Origin of the sequence: Rhizobium sp. Root149, from assembly GCF_001427345.1 — a bacterium.
Taxonomy (GTDB): Bacteria; Pseudomonadota; Alphaproteobacteria; order Rhizobiales; family Rhizobiaceae; genus Neorhizobium; species Neorhizobium rhizoryzae.
The window spans coordinates 313834-329799 of sequence record NZ_LMGD01000001.1 but is presented as its reverse complement, the minus strand read 5'-3'; the positions used below and the strand labels follow the sequence as shown (position 1 = coordinate 329799).

The 15966-nt window shown below is 63.1% G+C and carries 19 protein-coding genes; 18 read left to right on the top strand and 1 reads right to left on the bottom strand.

What is annotated here, in order from left to right; translation table 11 throughout:
- The first annotated feature begins 19 nt into the window (after positions 1 to 19).
- Positions 20 to 433 (top strand): MbcA/ParS/Xre antitoxin family protein, encoded by a 414-nt coding sequence (locus ASD54_RS01550; protein WP_062552836.1) that lies wholly within the window; start codon positions 20 to 22, stop codon positions 431 to 433.
- Positions 427 to 1125: an RES family NAD+ phosphorylase gene (locus ASD54_RS01545; protein ID WP_082547042.1), complete on the top strand. Its 699-nt coding sequence runs from the start codon at positions 427 to 429 to the stop codon at positions 1123 to 1125. Before ASD54_RS01550 ends, ASD54_RS01545 begins: the two co-directional genes overlap by 7 nt.
- Before the next feature lie 435 nt (positions 1126 to 1560).
- Here ASD54_RS01545 and ASD54_RS01540 read toward each other — a convergent pair whose 3' ends face one another.
- Complete coding sequence (locus ASD54_RS01540; RefSeq protein WP_156379005.1) at positions 1561 to 1710, bottom strand: hypothetical protein; 150 nt, start codon at positions 1708 to 1710, stop codon at positions 1561 to 1563.
- A gap of 217 nt (positions 1711 to 1927) precedes the next feature.
- Between ASD54_RS01540 and ASD54_RS01535 the strand changes: the two genes are divergently transcribed.
- The 16 genes from ASD54_RS01535 to ASD54_RS01465 all read left to right on the top strand — a co-directional run bounded on the left by ASD54_RS01535 (position 1928) and on the right by ASD54_RS01465 (position 15966).
- Positions 1928 to 2575: a hypothetical protein gene (locus ASD54_RS01535; protein ID WP_062552833.1), complete on the top strand. Its 648-nt coding sequence runs from the start codon at positions 1928 to 1930 to the stop codon at positions 2573 to 2575.
- Positions 2576 to 2623: 48 nt separating this feature from the next.
- A complete protein-coding gene (locus ASD54_RS01530) occupies positions 2624 to 3814 on the top strand; it encodes a phage portal protein (protein WP_062552832.1) in 1191 nt (396 codons plus the stop codon).
- 321 nt (positions 3815 to 4135) lie between these two features.
- Complete coding sequence (locus ASD54_RS01525) at positions 4136 to 4468, top strand: DUF6107 family protein (RefSeq protein ID WP_062552831.1); 333 nt, start codon at positions 4136 to 4138, stop codon at positions 4466 to 4468.
- Between the two features lie 28 nt (positions 4469 to 4496).
- Positions 4497 to 5075 (top strand): HK97 family phage prohead protease, encoded by a 579-nt coding sequence (locus ASD54_RS01520; protein WP_062552830.1) that lies wholly within the window; start codon positions 4497 to 4499, stop codon positions 5073 to 5075.
- Complete coding sequence (locus ASD54_RS01515; RefSeq protein WP_062552829.1) at positions 5075 to 6358, top strand: phage major capsid protein; 1284 nt, start codon at positions 5075 to 5077, stop codon at positions 6356 to 6358. The genes ASD54_RS01520 and ASD54_RS01515 overlap by 1 nt, the downstream gene beginning before the upstream one ends.
- A 274-nt stretch (positions 6359 to 6632) precedes the next feature.
- Positions 6633 to 7202, top strand: coding sequence for a head-tail connector protein (locus tag ASD54_RS01510; protein WP_062552828.1), 570 nt, complete (start codon positions 6633 to 6635; stop codon positions 7200 to 7202).
- Between the two features lies 1 nt (position 7203).
- Positions 7204 to 7542 carry a phage head closure protein gene (locus ASD54_RS01505; protein ID WP_062552827.1) on the top strand — a complete coding sequence of 113 codons (339 nt, stop codon included), beginning with the start codon at positions 7204 to 7206 and terminating at the stop codon, positions 7540 to 7542.
- The gene (locus ASD54_RS01500) at positions 7539 to 7946 is read left to right on the top strand and encodes a DUF3168 domain-containing protein (protein WP_062552826.1); all 408 of its coding nucleotides are present in this window, start codon (positions 7539 to 7541) and stop codon (positions 7944 to 7946) included. Before ASD54_RS01505 ends, ASD54_RS01500 begins: the two co-directional genes overlap by 4 nt.
- A gap of 42 nt (positions 7947 to 7988) precedes the next feature.
- Complete coding sequence (locus ASD54_RS01495; RefSeq protein ID WP_062552825.1) at positions 7989 to 8396, top strand: phage major tail protein, TP901-1 family; 408 nt, start codon at positions 7989 to 7991, stop codon at positions 8394 to 8396.
- A complete protein-coding gene (locus ASD54_RS01490) occupies positions 8396 to 8791 on the top strand; it encodes a gene transfer agent family protein (RefSeq protein ID WP_062552824.1) in 396 nt (131 codons plus the stop codon). The genes ASD54_RS01495 and ASD54_RS01490 overlap by 1 nt, the downstream gene beginning before the upstream one ends.
- A complete protein-coding gene (locus ASD54_RS25870; RefSeq protein ID WP_156379004.1) occupies positions 8788 to 9018 on the top strand; it encodes a rcc01693 family protein in 231 nt (76 codons plus the stop codon). The genes ASD54_RS01490 and ASD54_RS25870 overlap by 4 nt, the downstream gene beginning before the upstream one ends.
- A gap of 8 nt (positions 9019 to 9026) precedes the next feature.
- Positions 9027 to 9605, top strand: a complete 579-nt coding sequence (locus ASD54_RS01485) for a phage tail tape measure protein (protein ID WP_062552823.1) — start codon at positions 9027 to 9029, stop codon at positions 9603 to 9605.
- 247 nt (positions 9606 to 9852) lie between these two features.
- Positions 9853 to 10491: a DUF2460 domain-containing protein gene (locus tag ASD54_RS01480; RefSeq protein WP_062552822.1), complete on the top strand. Its 639-nt coding sequence runs from the start codon at positions 9853 to 9855 to the stop codon at positions 10489 to 10491.
- Positions 10488 to 11363, top strand: coding sequence for a DUF2163 domain-containing protein (locus tag ASD54_RS01475; protein ID WP_062552821.1), 876 nt, complete (start codon positions 10488 to 10490; stop codon positions 11361 to 11363). Before ASD54_RS01480 ends, ASD54_RS01475 begins: the two co-directional genes overlap by 4 nt.
- The gene (locus ASD54_RS01470) at positions 11360 to 11794 is read left to right on the top strand and encodes an NlpC/P60 family protein (protein ID WP_062552820.1); all 435 of its coding nucleotides are present in this window, start codon (positions 11360 to 11362) and stop codon (positions 11792 to 11794) included. Before ASD54_RS01475 ends, ASD54_RS01470 begins: the two co-directional genes overlap by 4 nt.
- Positions 11795 to 12153: 359 nt before the next feature.
- Positions 12154 to 15966, top strand: coding sequence for a glycoside hydrolase/phage tail family protein (locus tag ASD54_RS01465; RefSeq protein ID WP_062552819.1), 3813 nt, complete (start codon positions 12154 to 12156; stop codon positions 15964 to 15966).

Here is a 15966-nt window from a genome sequence, read left to right as displayed (position 1 = left end):
GCCAGAAGGAGAAGGTATCATGCAGCTTCAGCCGATAGCCTCCACACCTGCCGATGCGATGTCTGCCGAGATTACCGATGCGGAAGCGGCAGCCTTGGCGCGCACCACAGTGAACCTGTTCAAGGTCTGGGATATAACGGATGCGCAAGCCTGCACGTTGCTGGGCGGAGTTTCCGCACGCACCTGGGCGCGGTGGAAAGAAGGGAACACGGGGCGGATTCCGCGTGATCTGAAGATGCGGATGGCGCATCTGATGGGTATTCACAAAGGTCTGCGTTACCTTTTCAAGGAGCCTGCGCGGGGCTATGCCTGGATCAAGACGCCGAACGCAGCCTTTGGCGGACAATCGGCACTCGATCTGATGCTCCGTGGCGAGCTCTCCGATCTCTCCGCCATGCGGAAATGGCTGGATGCGGAGCGGGGTGCCTGGTGAGCGGTGACGCCGTGCTTTGCCATGTCGAATGGCCGCAGACTTTCCGGATCATACGCTCCATCTACCCGCCGATCGATCTGTTTGAAGACATTGCCGACCCGCGCGACTGGGAGGCGCTGGTGGCGGTGGAGGCGAAGACCAACCCTCGCATTCGCTTCGAGGTGGGTGATCTGGGCAAAGTGCCCGCGCACAGGCGGGTGAGCGGACCGGGCGCAAGCCTTGTGATGGCGCCCTTCGTGCATTGCTCCACGGCAAGGCCGGGGCGTTTCTCCGACGGACGCTATGGCATCTATTACGCAGGCGACAGGGAGGACGTGGCGCTGGCGGAAACGATCCATCACCACCAGAACTTCATGGCGGCGACGAACCAGTCTGCCGGATGGACTTCGGATTTCCGGGTGCTGGTGGGAAGCGTGGACCGGTATCTGCACGATGTAAACGCCGTGCCTGACGTTCTGAACGAAGCGGATTATGCGGCTTCGCAGATTGAGGGCCGCAGGCTTCGCGATGCGGGCAGTGACGGACTGTTGTGGGATAGCGTGCGGATGCCGGGCGGCCAATGCATCGGCCTATTCTGGCCCGATGTCATCCCCATCCCCACGCAAGGACGGCATTATTGCTACCACTGGAACGGTGCGCGCGTGGATTTCGTGCGGCAATACGATACCGGCCAGGTACTGGCGGTGAGTTGAGGTGAGGGGGCATCTTGCCGATGGTGGAGGTTGGGATTATATTGAGAGCTGGAGTGGAGACAGGGCGCTAACCCCGCCTCCGTTGCTCTTAGATTATGAAGTTAACCCGCACGTCAGCCTGCCAGCCCGTGCGGGTTTTTCGTATTCTAAGAGTGATGCTAAATGGAAGAAACCACATAGCTCATCTCCAGTTGATGGCGAGGCCTTCGCCAAGGCCGAAGTGGCCCATCTCCTTCGGTACGCATGGCAGTGCGTATTGCTTTCGTCACCAAATCTATGAGCGCCCTTTGTATGGGACGCTGAACGTATCAAAAAAGCCGCGCCTCCGAGGTCGGGGAGGCAGCGGCTTCAAATCTGGATCTTGTGCATCAGTCTGCCTTGAAGGCCAGCTTTCTTCTCAAAGCGGCGCAGCCGATGTTCTTGATGTAAACGGGATTAGCGCTTGACCGGGATAGAGATGACCGGTGCGGAAGCGGTTTCGCGCATCTGGCGCCATTCGGATTCGAGGCGATCGACCAAATGCTGCGGAATCTGTTGCTTTGGTGTGGTCACAGCGGGTTGAACCGGTGCTGGCTGCTGCATCATCATGATCTCCTTCCGAACAGTCGCAGGCCCAATAACTGCCGCGCTGGCCGTTGGTTCCATACAGTTATCGGGAAGTAAATAGGGTGCTAACCACCTAAACCGATTAGCAATTTTTAAAATCGATTGAAACATTTGCATAAGTTCTGCCAAGAAGATGCCGTTACGGTTAATCCCGGCGCTGCAGCTTCAACGCGCAGACGCTGACGGAGAGATTCGCATGAGAGTTGAACGGGCCCGCTATTTCGATCAGGTGCGGGCAAGGCTGCATGAAGGAAAACTGGGCGATGCGGCAAGAGCCGGGCACGAGGTGCTCTTAAGCGCCTGGGAGGCGAAGTATGCAAAGCACGATCCGCGGTTTCTGGCCTATTGCCTCGCCACCGCCTTTCACGAGACGGGAGGGGCCATGCAGCCGGTGGAGGAGAACCTCAACTATTCTGCCGAGGGTCTTCGAAGAGTCTTTCCGAAATACTTCCTGCCGGGTGAGGAACATGAGTTTGCCAGGAAGCCGGAGCGCATTGCCAACCGTGTCTACTCAAACCGCATGGGCAATGGGCGCGGCGAGAGCGGCGATGGCTGGCGCTTTCGCGGACGGGGTCTTGTGCAGATTACCGGGCGCGACAACTACCGCACCTATGGCATAGACGATGCGCCGGAAAAGGCCATGGAGCCGGAGAGGGCAGTGAAAATCCTGTTCGACGGCATGATTGCCGGCAAGTTTACTGGCCATGCACTGTGCGATTTCTTCAACGACCACGCCAGCGACTGGGTGGGTGCACGGCGTGTGGTGAACGGCCAGAACCGTGCCGAAGAGATCGGCCTGTTCGGCGTGATCTTCGCGACCGCCATCGGTCTGCGCCTGGGTTGACTTCCCATTGGGCTGATTTCCCACTGAACTGAATTTAGGGAGACATCAATGAACCTGTTTCGATGGCCGTGGGCTTCCACGGACAAAGGCAAAGCCGTGGCCGCTTCCGAGCGAAAGGCGCAAGGAGTGGTCGCAGGACTGGGAGCAGGCGGGGCTCTGGCGCTGCTGACCGGCGAGAGGGGAAATCCGGGTGGTGGGCGAAGCTATGCGAGCCTTGCCCGCCATGGCCTGATGCGAAACCCCGTGGCCTATCGCGCCGTGCGCATGGTGGCAGAGGCGGCGGCAAGCGCCCCCTGGCTTGTTTATTCCGGCGAGCGGGAACTGAAGGAGCATCCCGTCCTGACCCTTCTGGCGCGGCCCAATGCACGGCAGGCGGGGCCGGAATTTCTGGAAATGCTGTTCGGGCACCTGCTTCTGTCCGGCAGTTCCTACCTGGAACCTCTGATGCTGGCCGGAACGCCGCGCGAACTGCATCTGCTGCGGCCCGACCGCGTGAGCGTGGTGGCAGGAAGCGATGGCTGGCCGGTCGCCTATGACTACCGGGTGGGGCCTCGAACACGGCGCATTCCCGCCTTCTCGGAGGACGAAGCAGGGCTTCTGCATCTGAAGCTGTTTCATCCGCTGGACGATCACGGCGGGCTTTCGCCGCTGGGTTCCGCAGGCTCTGCCATCGACCTGCACAATGCCTGTGCCCGCTGGAGCAAGGGGCTGCTGGACAATTCGGCGCGCCCATCCGGTGCGCTGGTCTATCAGCCGAAAGAGGGCGGCAATCTTTCGCCCGACGCCTACGACCGGCTGAAGGCGGAACTGGAGGCGGGCTATCAGGGGGCTGTGAATGCCGGGCGTCCGCTGCTTCTGGAGGGCGGGCTGGACTGGAAGGCCATGGGGCTTTCCCCGAAAGACATGGATTTCGAGGCCGCCCGCAACGGGGCCGCGCGCGACATTGCCTTGGCACTGGGTGTGCCGCCGATGCTGATGGGCATTCCGGGTGACATCACCTATGCCAATTATCAGGAGGCGAACCGTTCGCTCTTCCGTCTGACGGTGGTGCCGCTGCTGACGCGAACCGCGGCGAGCCTTTCCGCCTGGTTCTCCGATCTCTATGGCGACCCCCTGCGCCTGCAGCCGGACCTCGACCAACTGCCGGGTCTTTCTGCCGAGCGCGACGCGCTGTGGAGCCGGATCGGGGGCGCGAGCTTTCTCAGCGACGAGGAAAAGCGGCAGGCCGTCGGCTATTGAATCAATCTGTGAAGCGGCTGAATCAGAGTGTGAGGGGCTGGGGGTAAGGGGTTGGCGCGACTGAGGTTTCGCCGACTTCTGTTGCCGCTTTACCCCCCTCTGTCCTGCCGGACATCTCCCCCTCAAGGGGGGAGATCGACTCGTGGCTCGCTCTTTGCACCTGACGAAGCTACCGATCGCGGTGCGCTTAGAGATGAGAGAGATCGAGCGCTTGCCTCCTGCCAATCTCCCCCCTTGAGGGGGAGATGGTCGGTAGACCAGAGGGGGGGTGCTGTATCCTCCAATATCCAATTCCAAAAATTCCAACTGAGGTGAACGACGATGGCTGACCTTGGCCACGATGGCGGCATGCTGGCCGCGCGCATGGTGGGAGCGACGGCGGGGGCATGGGTGTCGCTCGTCTATCTTCTGCCCGAAAGCTGGAAGGAGGCGGTGAGCCGCTTTCTGACCGGCGCCTGCTGCGGCGTGATGTTTGGCGCGCCGGTTGGCATATGGCTTTCCGAACGGCTGGGGCTGGTGGGCCAGCTGACAGCGTTGGAAACTGCCCTTTCCGGTTCTGCCGCGGCCAGCCTTTCCGCCTGGTGGGTGCTGGGTGCCTTGGTGCGCGTGGCCGGACGGTTCGGTGCGAAGCCGGACGGCGAAAAACAATCCTGAAGCGATTTCATTTTTGCAGGAGACCTTCATGCACGCTTATCGCGGGCCATGCCCGACCGTGCGCAAATTTGCGAGCCTGACGCTGTCCGAACTCGGTGGCGATGGCAGCTTTTCCGGCTATGCCAGCGTGTTTGGCGAGGTGGACCTCGGCAAGGACGTGATCGAGCGCGGAGCCTTTCTGAACTGCCTTGTGGAGCGCGGCGCAAAGGGTGTGCGCATGCTCTACCAGCACGACCCGAACGAGCCGATCGGCGCGTGGGAAACCATTCGCGAGGACAGTCGCGGCCTTTACGTGGAGGGCAAGCTTGCCCCCGGCGTGGCCCGCGCCCGCGAGGTGCACGCGCTGATGAAGACCGGCGCACTGGACGGGCTTTCCATCGGCTTTCGTACCATACGCGCGAGACAGGACGCGAAGACGGGCGTTCGCCGTATTCCGGAGGCGGATCTCTGGGAAATTTCCGTTGTGACCTTTCCGATGCTGCCATCGGCTAGGATTTCCAACGTGAAGCAGGCGCGGTTTTTCCGCGACCGAGACACCGAGCTTGTGCGCGCCCTGCGCCGGGCCACCAAGACCATGTTGACCAGCCATATGAGAGGACGAATTTGATGCAGGATATTGCCCTCAACGCTTCACTGAGTGCTTCACCCGAAACCAAGGCGCTGCCGGAAATCAAGGCCGTGCCAGATACGATGATGGCGGCCTTCGAAGAGTTCATGGAGGCTTTCGAAAGCTTCAAGGACGTGAACGACCGCCGCCTTTCCGAGATCGAGCAGAAACTGACCGCCGATGTTGTGACGCGGGAGAAGCTGGAGCGCATCAACCGCAGCATGGACGAGCAGAAGCGGGTTATCGACCAGCTGGCGCTGAAGAAGGCGCGACCTGCGCTGGGTGGCGCTCGCGAGGCGGGGCCTGAAGTTGCCGAACACAAGGCAGCCTTCGAGGCCTATGTGCGCCGTGGCGACGAAGGTGCGTTGCGCGAGCTGGAGGCCAAGGCGATGAGCGCGGGCTCGACCAGCGATGGCGGCTATCTGGTGCCGGACGAGACGGACACCGAGATTGGCCGCCGCCTGAGCGTGGTTTCCCCCATGCGCGCACTGTCCACGGTACGCACCGTATCCACCACTGTGCTGAAGAAGCCGTTTGCCCTGAGTGGCCCGGCGACGGGTTGGGTTTCCGAAACGGCGGCCCGCCCGCAGACGACATCGCCGCAACTGGCGGAACTGAGCTTTCCCACCATGGAGCTCTACGCCATGCCCGCCGCCAGCCAAACGCTGCTGGACGATGCGGCGGTGGACATCGAGAGCTGGCTGGCGAGCGAGGTGGACACGGTGTTTGCCGAGCAGGAGGGCGATGCCTTCATTCGCGGCGACGGCGTGAACAAGCCGAAGGGCTTTCTGGCCTATGACACCGCAGCCGACAGCGCCTGGGCCTGGGGCAAGCTCGGCTACGTGGCAACGGGGCAGGCGGGAGCCTTTGCCTCGTCCGGTGCATCGGATGTGCTGGTGAACGCCATTTATGCGCTGAAGGCCGGACACCGCCAGAACGCGACCTTCCTGATGAACCGGCGCACTCAGGGCGAAATTCGAAAGCTGAAGGATGCCGATGGAAACTATCTGTGGCGTCCGCCGGCAACGGCCGGTCAGGCCGCGACGCTGATGGGCTTTCCCGTGGCGGAAGGCGAGGAAATGCCGGACATTGCCGCCGGTTCGCTTTCCATCGCTATCGGTGATTTCAAAGCCGGATATCTGGTGGTGGACCGCGCGGGCGTACGCATTCTTCGCGATCCCTATTCCGCCAAACCCTATGTGCTGTTCTACACCACCAAGCGCGTGGGCGGCGGCGTGCAGAATTTCGAGGCGATCAAGCTGGTGAAGTTCTCCGCGAGTTAAGGTGGGGTGGGGGAGCTTCTTCCGCTTCAATCCTTGGCTTACCCCCCTCTGCCTTGCCAGGCATCTCCCCCTTGAAGCGGGGGAGATCGGCAAGACGCACTCACACATTCTCTCGCAGCTTCAGTGATTGCCGCACTCTGTGACGTTGCGATGTATGGCGAGCCAACCACGGGTCGATCTCCCCCCTTGAGGGGGAGATGTCCGGCAGGACAGAGGGGGGTACTCCCTCTCGACACATCAGGCGGCTCATACCTTTCCCAACAAGGAAGTTTCCATGACCTATGCATTGATCGATCCGCCAGCCGCGGAGGCGCTGACGCTTGGCGAGGTGAAGGCACATCTGCGGCTGGATGGAACGCAAGAAGATGCGCTTCTGGCGCAACTGATTGCGATTGCCCGCGAGCATCTGGAGCGGGAGACGGGGCTTTGCCTGATCGAGCAGACGCTGCGGCTCTATCTCGACCAATGGCCGAAGGACGGCGTGATTCAGATTGCGAGAGGACCGGTGCAAGCCATTGAGGGAGTAACGGTTTACGCCGAAGACGGAACGGCCTCTCATCCATCGCTTGAAGACCATCTGCTGGATGGACAGGCGCGCCCGGCCAGACTGTGGCTGCGTGATCCGCTTCCGCCGGGACGCGCAATCAATGGCATCGAGATCGATTTCACCGCCGGTTTCGGCGAGGCGGGCACGGATGTGCCGGACCCGCTGAAGCGCGCCATGCTGATCCATATCGCGCTGATGTTTGCCCATCGCGGTGTCCTGTCCCCCGATCAGCAGCCGGGGGCGATGCCGGATGGCTATGACCGGCTGGTGGCGCCCTTCCGCATGAGGAGGCTTTGAAATGAGCGCCCTGCCTCTGGACCCCGGCCAGTTGACCCACCGCCTGGCACTGGAAGCGCCGAACGACGAGAGCGACGGACAGGGCGGCAGCCTTGGCGGCTGGGTACAGGCGGGAGAGGTGTGGGCGCGCATCGAACCGATTGCCAGCCCCTCCTTCACCGACATGGCAGGGGGCGAACGGGCCGTGGTGACCCACCGGATTCTGCTTCGTCATCGCCACGGCATCGGCGCCGGTCAGCGGTTTCGGGAAGGCGAACGGCTCTTCCGAATTCGCCTTGTGCGCGATCCTGACGAAACCAGACGCATGCTTTCGTGCCTCTGTGAGGAGGAAGCACAATGAGAGGTGGACAGGCACTTCTGAAGGCAATCCACGAGCGCCTCGCAAACGATGTACAACTGCGTTCAACCGTAGGAATCCAAGGCTTCAGGGACCGGATTGCAGGGCGTGTAAGCCTTCCTGCAATTACCTATGGGGCCCTTGAGAGCCGCGACTATTCCACCGGGACTGAAATTGCGGAGGAGCACCTCCTGACGGTGGAAATCTGGTCTGATGGGAAGGGACGCGCTGAAGCACAAAGGCTGGCCGCTCAGGTGGCGATATTGCTGGACCGCACGGAACTGGCGCTGGGAGAGAACCAGCATCTGGTGAACCTGACGGTGACAGGCATACGCCACAGGCAGGACGCGAAAACCCAGGCGCAGGTGGCGGAGGTGAACCTGCGGGGCGTGACGGAAGAGACGTGAGACTTTTTTCAGAACCAGATTATTCAACAGGGATTTATTACAATGGTGGCACAGGCAGGACGTGACCTTCTGTTGAAGGTGGAAAATGGCGCAGGCTGGCAGACCGTGGCGGGTTTGCGTTCCAAACGCTTGGCATTCAATGCCGAAACTGTGGACATTACCGATGCCGAAAGTGCCGGACGCTGGCGTGAGCTTCTGGGTGGGGCAGGCATTCAGCGCGCTTCGTTGAACGGGGCAGGACTGTTCAAGGACCAGACCTCCGATGCAATGATCCGCAGCGCCTTCTTCGCCGGCAGCATTCTGAACTTTCAGGTGGTGATCCCGTCCTTCGGCACGATCAGCGGACCCTTCCAGATGACCTCGCTGGAATATTCCGGGGAGCACACTGGCGAAGTGCGCTTCGAGATCGCGCTGGAATCCGCCGGTCAGCTGACGTTCGGAGCGATCTGATGCAGACGACCGAGACGACGGGCAAGGGACTGGGATTGCATCGCCGTGCCAACCGGCAACGCGGCGAGGTGGAGGCGATGATCGATGGCGAGCGGCGCATTCTGTGCCTGACGCTGGGCGCGCTGGCCGAACTGGAAACCGCTTTCGGCGTGGCCGATCTTTCCGAGCTGGCGGCCTATTTTGCCAGCGGACGGTTGAAGGCGGCCGATCTGGTGCGGGTTATCGGCGCCGGACTGCGCGGCGGCGGCAATCTGTTTCCCGACGAGGAAGTGGCCGACATGAATGTGGACGGCGGCGTGACCGCCTGCGCTCGCATTGCCACCGAACTGCTGGAGGCGGCCTTTAGTGACGGAATGACGACTGGCGCGCGAGGGAACCCAATTCCCCGCCCTTGAGCGCCGCAACGGGCGCCCCGCATGACAGCGCGACGGCTGGATGGCCGGACGTGCTGCATGTGGGGCTTTGCCTGTTGCGGCTTCCTCCCGACATCTTCTGGCAGCTTTCGCCACGTGAGTTCATGGGGATGGCAGGGGCCTTTCGTCCCCGCCCGCCCGGACTGGACCGCGCAGGGCTTGCGGCGCTGATGGCCGCCTTTCCCGACACGCCCCCTTCTTTCCCTTGAGGTGACCGATGACCGATACTGTTTCCACGGGCCGTGGACTGGATGACGCGCTTTCCACCAGTGAGGCGCTTTCCCGCTCGATGCAGGATCTGCAGGCGCGTTCGCAAAGCTTCGGCTCGGCGCTTTCAAGCGCTTTGCAGGGAGCGGCTCTCAACGGCAAAGGCCTGGACACTGTGCTGCGTGGACTGGGGCAACGCTTGAGCGACATTGCCCTTGCCGCTGCGCTGAAGCCGCTGGAGAACGCAATGTCCGGCATTGCAGGAAGCCTGCTCGGCTCCCTCGGTTCGGGCGTAGCCGGAAAGGTGACGCCCTTTGCCGATGGTGGCGTGGTGCGAAGCCCGAGCTTCTTTTCCATGGGGGGAAACGCGACCGGCCTGATGGGCGAGGCGGGGGCGGAAGCCATTCTGCCGCTGAAGCGTGGCGCCGATGGCGCTCTGGGCGTGGCGATGTCCGGCGGCTCTGGGGGAGCCTCAGGGCAGATCGTGTTCAACGTGACGGCGACGGACGCGGCCAGCTTCAAGCGCAGCGAGGGCCAGATTACTGCCATGCTGGCCCGCAGTGTGGCGCGCGGACGGCGGGGTGTGTGAGGGCCGTTTTGACGTTGAAAATGTTACCCCCCTCTGCCTTGCCAGGCATCTCCCCCTCAAGGGGGGAGATCGACTCGTGGCGGGCTCTCGGTCCTCAGTAGTGTTACCCTTTGCGGCAACCGCCATTGGTAAGGAATGCGAGCGGATGCGTCTTGCCGATCTCCCCCGCTTCAAGGGGGAGATGGTCGGCAGACCAGAGGGGTGAGTTCCCGCATGAAGCTTTTCGAGAATAGAAGAGACTAAAACCATGACCGGATTTCATGAGGTGCGCTTTCCGCTGCGGCTGGCGCTGGGCACGAGCGGCGGGCCTGTGCGACGTACCGACATCGTGAACCTGTCCAACGGGCGCGAGAACCGCAACGCCCGCTGGCGCCATGCAAGGCGGGTCTACGATGCCGGTTCCGGTGTCCGCTCGATTGCCGATCTCTATGAGGTGCTGGAATTCTTCGAGGCGCGGATGGGCGAGCTTTACGGCTTTCGCTTTCGCGATCCGCTGGACTGGAAATCCTGCGGGCCGACAGGACACGTGAGCGCCGACGACCAGTGGATTGGCACCGGCGATTGGGTGACGCGCACATTCCAGCTGATCAAGACCTATGGCGACAACGGCGGTGAAACGCGACGGACCATTGCCAAGCCGGTGGCGGGAACCGTGCGGGTGAGCGTGGACGGTGAGGAGATCTCCTCCGACCGCTTCACGCTGGAAGCCGCAACGGGGATCGTGACCTTCGACGCTGCCCATGTGCCGCCGGAGAGGGCCGAAATCCGCGCCGGTTTCGAGTTCGACGTGCCGGTGCGCTTCGACACCGACCGCATCGACGTAAACCTTTCCGCCTTCAACGCCGGTCGAATTCCGGCCATTCCGATCAAGGAGATCCTGCCGTGAGACACATACCGGCGGAACTGGCGGCCCATCTGGCGGGCGATGCCACGACGACCTGCCATGCCTGGCGGGTGACACGCGCCGATGGCGTGGTGCTGGGCTTTACCGACCATGACGACGACCTGGCGGTGGATGGTACGCTCTGCCGCGCGGCAAGCGGCTTTTCCGCCAGCGACAACGAGGCCGAAAGCGGCATGGCGGCCAATGCGGGCGAGGTGCAGGGCGGCTTTTTCAGCGACACCATTGCCGAGGACGAGCTTGCCGCAGGCCGGTTCGACCATGCGCGGGTGGAGCTGTTTCTGGTGAACTGGGCAGACCCTTCGCAGTTCACGCGGCTTGATGTGCGGGAAATCGGCGAGGTGACGCGGGCAGGCGGCGCCTTTACCGCAGAACTGCGCAGCATGGCGCATCGTCTCGACCAGCCGCAGGGGCGTGTCTATGGCCGTCGCTGCGATGCAAGCCTGGGCGACGGCCGTTGCCGGGTTTCACTCAGCGCGTTCCAGTCTGCCGCGACGGTGAGCGCCCAACGCGACCGCAGCCATCTGACCGTGACGGGGTTGGTCGAGCGCGAGAGCGGCTTCTTCGATCAGGGGAGCTTGCGTTTTGCCGATGGCTCGACCGCCATGATCGAGCGGCATGTGGCAGAAGAAGGCGGCACTGGGCGGCTGACGTTGTGGTTGCCGTTGGAGCGCGACGTGGCCGAGAGCGAGGCGGTGCTGCTGACGGCTGGCTGCGACAAGAGCTTTGCGACCTGCCGCGCCCGCTTCGCCAATGGCCTGAACTTTCGCGGCTTTCCCCACATGCCCGGAAGCGATTTCAGCTATTCCTATGCAGATGGAGACGGCCAGCACGATGGCGGCGTGCTGTTTCCATGATGGGGCAGCTTGTGGTGGCGCTGGCGGAAAGCTGGATCGGCACACCCTATCGGCATCAGGGTGCGACGAAGGGTGTGGCATGCGATTGCATCGGTCTCATCCGCGGGGTCTGGCGCGAGCTTTACGGCTGCGAACCACCGCTGGCCGTGCCGCCCTATGCGCCGGACTGGGCCGAGCGGGCGGGCGAGGAGCGGCTGCTCAAGGCGGCGTTGGCGCTGTTCGGTGCCCCGGTGCCGGGCAGTGACATGCAGGCGGGCGATGTGCTGCTGTTTCGCTGGCAGGCGGGATGTGCGGCCAAACATGCGGGCATTCTGGCCGATGAGACGAGTTTCATCCACGCTTACGAACAGGCGGCGGTGACCCGCTCCAGTCTCGTTCCTGCATGGCGACGGCGGATCGTGGCCGTGCATCGCTTTGGGGTGGGTGTTTAGGGACCTGTCACCCCGGCCAAGCGTGCCAAGCGTGAAGCACCCCCCTCTGCCTTGCCAGGCATCTCCCCCTTGAAGCGGGGGGAGATCGGCAGGAAACATTCGCTCGCCTTCTCTCAGCTGCAGTGATTGCCGCGATCTGTCACCCCACCCGGCGCTCTGCGCCGACCTCCCCCTCAAGGGGAGGTGGGTGAGCGTGGCATCTGCTTGTCTATCTCCTGTCCACTGCGGCTGGTGGAAAAGACGGCAAAGGAGCGGCCAGTTCCCACCTCCCCTTGAGGGGGAGGTCGATGCGTTAGCATCGGGTGGGGTGATACTGACATTCTCTGAAGCCTCCCAATAAACCCAAGGACTTCACAACCATGGCTACCATTCTGTTTCAGGCGGCGGGGGCGGCGCTCGGCTCCGTCTTCGGTCCTGTGGGCGCGATGCTGGGGCGTGCGGCAGGCGGGCTGGCCGGCGCGGCGGTGGACCGGGCGCTGCTTGGTTCGCCCACTGTCACGGGCCCACGCCTTGCCACAGCGCGACTGGCCGGAGCGGATGAAGGCACGGCCATCCCCCGGCTTTACGGCACGATGAGGATTGGCGGCACGCTGATCTGGGCAACGCGCTTCGAGGAAGAGGTGCGCACGGAGCGCAGCGGCGGCAAGGCGACCGGCGGGCAGAAGGTGAAGAGCTTCGCCTACTATGCCAACATCGCGCTTGGGCTCTGTGAGGGCGAGGTGGCGCATGTGCGGCGCGTGTGGGCCGATGGCCGCGAACTGGACCTGACGACAATTCAGATGCGGTTCTACCCTGGCAGCGAGGACCAGCTGCCTGATCCGCTGATCGAAGCGAAGCAGGGAGCAGGAAACGCGCCTGCCTTTCGGGGCCTTGCCTATGTCGTGTTCGAGCGATTGCCGCTCGGCGATTTCGGCAATCGTATTCCGCTGCTGCAGTTCGAGGTCGTGCGGCCCATCGGCATGCTGGAAGCGCAAATCCGGGCCGTGACGATCATTCCCGGCTCCAGCGAGCATGGCTATGCAACGGTGCAGGTGACGCAAGACACCGGTGAGGGTAGTGCCCGAATTCTCAACCGCAACAACCGCATGGCCGCGACCGATTGGGAAGCATCCCTCGACGAATTGCAGGCGCTGTGCCCGAACCTTGAACGCGTGGCGCTGGTGGTCAGCTGGTTCGGCACCGACCTTCGGGCTGGCGAATGCCGGATCGTGCCCGGCGTTGAATTCCTTGCGCGTGAGGGAGAGAGCATGCCCTGGAACGTGGCGGGCATCGAGCGAGCCGATGCGCATCTGGTGAGCCGCAGGAACGATGCGCCGGCCTATGGCGGCACGCCTTCCGACGAGAGCGTGAAACAGGCGATTGCCGACCTGAAGGCGCGGGGCATCGAGGTTTTTCTCTATCCGTTCGTGATGATGGATGTGGCGGAAGACAACACGCTGCCGGACCCTTATGGCGGGTCGAAACAGGCCGTCTATCCGTGGCGAGGGCGCATCACCTGCCATCCGGCGCCGGGGCAGGCAGGCTCTCCGGACAAGACAGTGGAGGCGGCGAGCGAGATTGACCAGTTCTGCAATCGCACCGAGGGCTATTGCCGCATGGTGCTGCATTACGCCGATCTGGCCGCTACAGCGGGTGGCGTGGACGGCTTCATCATCGGTTCGGAATTTCGCGGGCTGACGACAGTGCGCGGGGCGGGAAACAGCTTTCCCTTCGTGGCGGAACTGGTTCGACTGGCAGGCGATTGCCGTGCGAGGCTCGGGCCATCCATCAAGCTGACCTATGGATCCGATTGGAGCGAATATTTCGGCTATCACCCGAATGACGGGACCGGCGACGTGTTCTTCCACCTCGATCCGCTCTGGGCCTCGCCTGCCATCGATGCCGTGGGGATCGACAATTACATGCCGCTTTCCGATTGGCGCGATGACGACCTGATGGGCACAAACCCGGATGGCATGACAAGCGCCGAGGATGTGGCGGCAATGCAAGCGGCGATCACGCGCGGCGAGAGCTTCGACTGGTATTATGCCAGCGACGAGGACCGCAGGGCGCGGCTGCGCTCGCCCATCACCGATGGACTGGCGGGCAAGCCCTGGGTGTTCCGCTACAAGGATCTCTCCGGCTGGTGGGGGAACCATCACTTCGACCGGACAGGCGGCACCGAGAGCGCCAGCCCGACCGCCTGGGTGCCGGGTTCGAAACCGATCTGGTTTACCGAACTGGGCTGCCCCGCCATCGACAAGGGGGCGAACCAGCCGAACCTGTTCGTGGACCCGAAATCTTCCGAGAGCGGCTGGCCCTACTTCTCCAGCGGCGGACGGTCTGACGCGATGCAGCGCCGTTTTCTCGACGCGCATCACGGGTTCTGGCAGGGCAATGACGCGCCCGCTGGCATGGTGGATGCAGGGCATATATTCGTCTGGAGCTGGGATGCGCGGCCTTACCCCGCTTTTCCGCAAGCCACATCCATCTGGAACGATGGCGAGAACTGGCGGCTGGGCCACTGGCTGACGGGACGGCTGGGGGCAGGGACGCTTGCCGACACCATTGCCGCGATCCTGACCGATCACGGATTGACAGATTTCGATGTGAGCCAAGTCTGCGGCGACCTGACCGGTTATGTACAGGCAGACATTGCCTCTGCGCGCCAGATGCTGACGCCGCTGGTGGAAGGTTTTCTGCTGGATGTGACGGAAGTGGAGGGGCGGCTGATTTTCCGCTCGCGCAGCAAGGCCAGCTTGGCCGCGACGGCAATCGATGTGCTGGCCGAGCGTGAGGGTGAGGCGGCCTGGAGCGAGACGCGCGGCCATGACAGCGATTTTGCCGCGGAGGCCGTGCTGGGCTTTGCCAACCCCGATCTCGACTACGAGCAGGCAGCCACGCGCTCCCGCCGCATTCCGGGGGCGACGAACCGCGTGTTGCGGGCAGATATTCCGGGCGCAATGGCCGATGAGGCGGCGCAGGCAGCCACGGAAGCGCTGCTGCGCGACAACCACCTGTCCCGCCAGACCATTCGATTTTCGCTTGCTCCAAACGATGTAAGGCTGACGCCGGGGGACGGGGTTCAGCTGACCGATGGGCCGGACGGCATCTACCGTGTGATGCGGATCGAGGATGGCGACATGCGGCGGGTGGAGGCGCGCAGGCACGAATCGGTTGCGAGTGTCGCAAACCGCCCCGCGCCCCGGGAACGGGTGAGCGCGGTCGCCGCATCCGACGCATTTGCACCGCTGATCGCCTTTCTCGATCTGCCACGCTTCGCCAGTGGCGAGGCGGAGAGCTTTGCCCGTGTTGCGGCCTATGCGAAACCCTGGACGCGCATGCTGGTTTCAAGCTCTGCCACCACGGAAGGATTTCGCAGTCGGGTGCTGGTCGATCGGCCGGCCCGCATTGGGCGGCTGACCGCGGCGCTGGTGGCCGGTGCCTGGGGGCGGTTCGACAGGGTGTCGATGATCGAGGTGGATCTGCCGTTCGGCGGGCTTTCTTCCGCGAGCGAGATTGCCGTACAGGCTGGCGAGAACCGGCTGGCGGTGATGGCCGATAACGGCGTGTGGGAAGTGCTGGCCTTTGCCACAGCGCAGGAAGTGGCACCGGGGCGGTTTCGACTTTCCAACCTGCTGCGCGGTCTCGCCGGGACCGAGGATGCCATGGCGGCAGGCGCGGCAAGCGGAGCACAGGTGGTTGTGCTGGATGAAGCCGTGGTGCCGCTGGGGCTGACGGAGAGCGAACGCGGACTGGCGCTGAACTGGATCGTCGAACCGGTTGGCGCGAAAGCCGGTCGCTACGGACCGCGTCAGACTGTCGCAGGACTGCGAGCTGAGACACCGCTGGCGCCTGTTCACCTGAAAGCTGAACGGCGGGAAGACGGCGTGTCCTTCCGCTGGGTGCGCCGGAGCCGCATCAATGCCGATGACTGGGACGCATACGACATAGCCCTCGATGAATCGGAAGAACGCTATCGGCTCGAACTGCTGCATGCTTCAACCGGCGCCGTGGTGGCCCAGGCCGAGGTCGATGCCTGCCTTCATCAGTATGATCTTTCTCAGGAATTGAGCGATTTCGGATTTATTCAAACAAGTTTCCGTGTGCGCCTGGCGCAGCTGGGGCGGGCGGTGCCGCGGGGCATTACCCGAGATCAAGTTATTATCGTGAAAAAGCAGGGAGTTATTTAA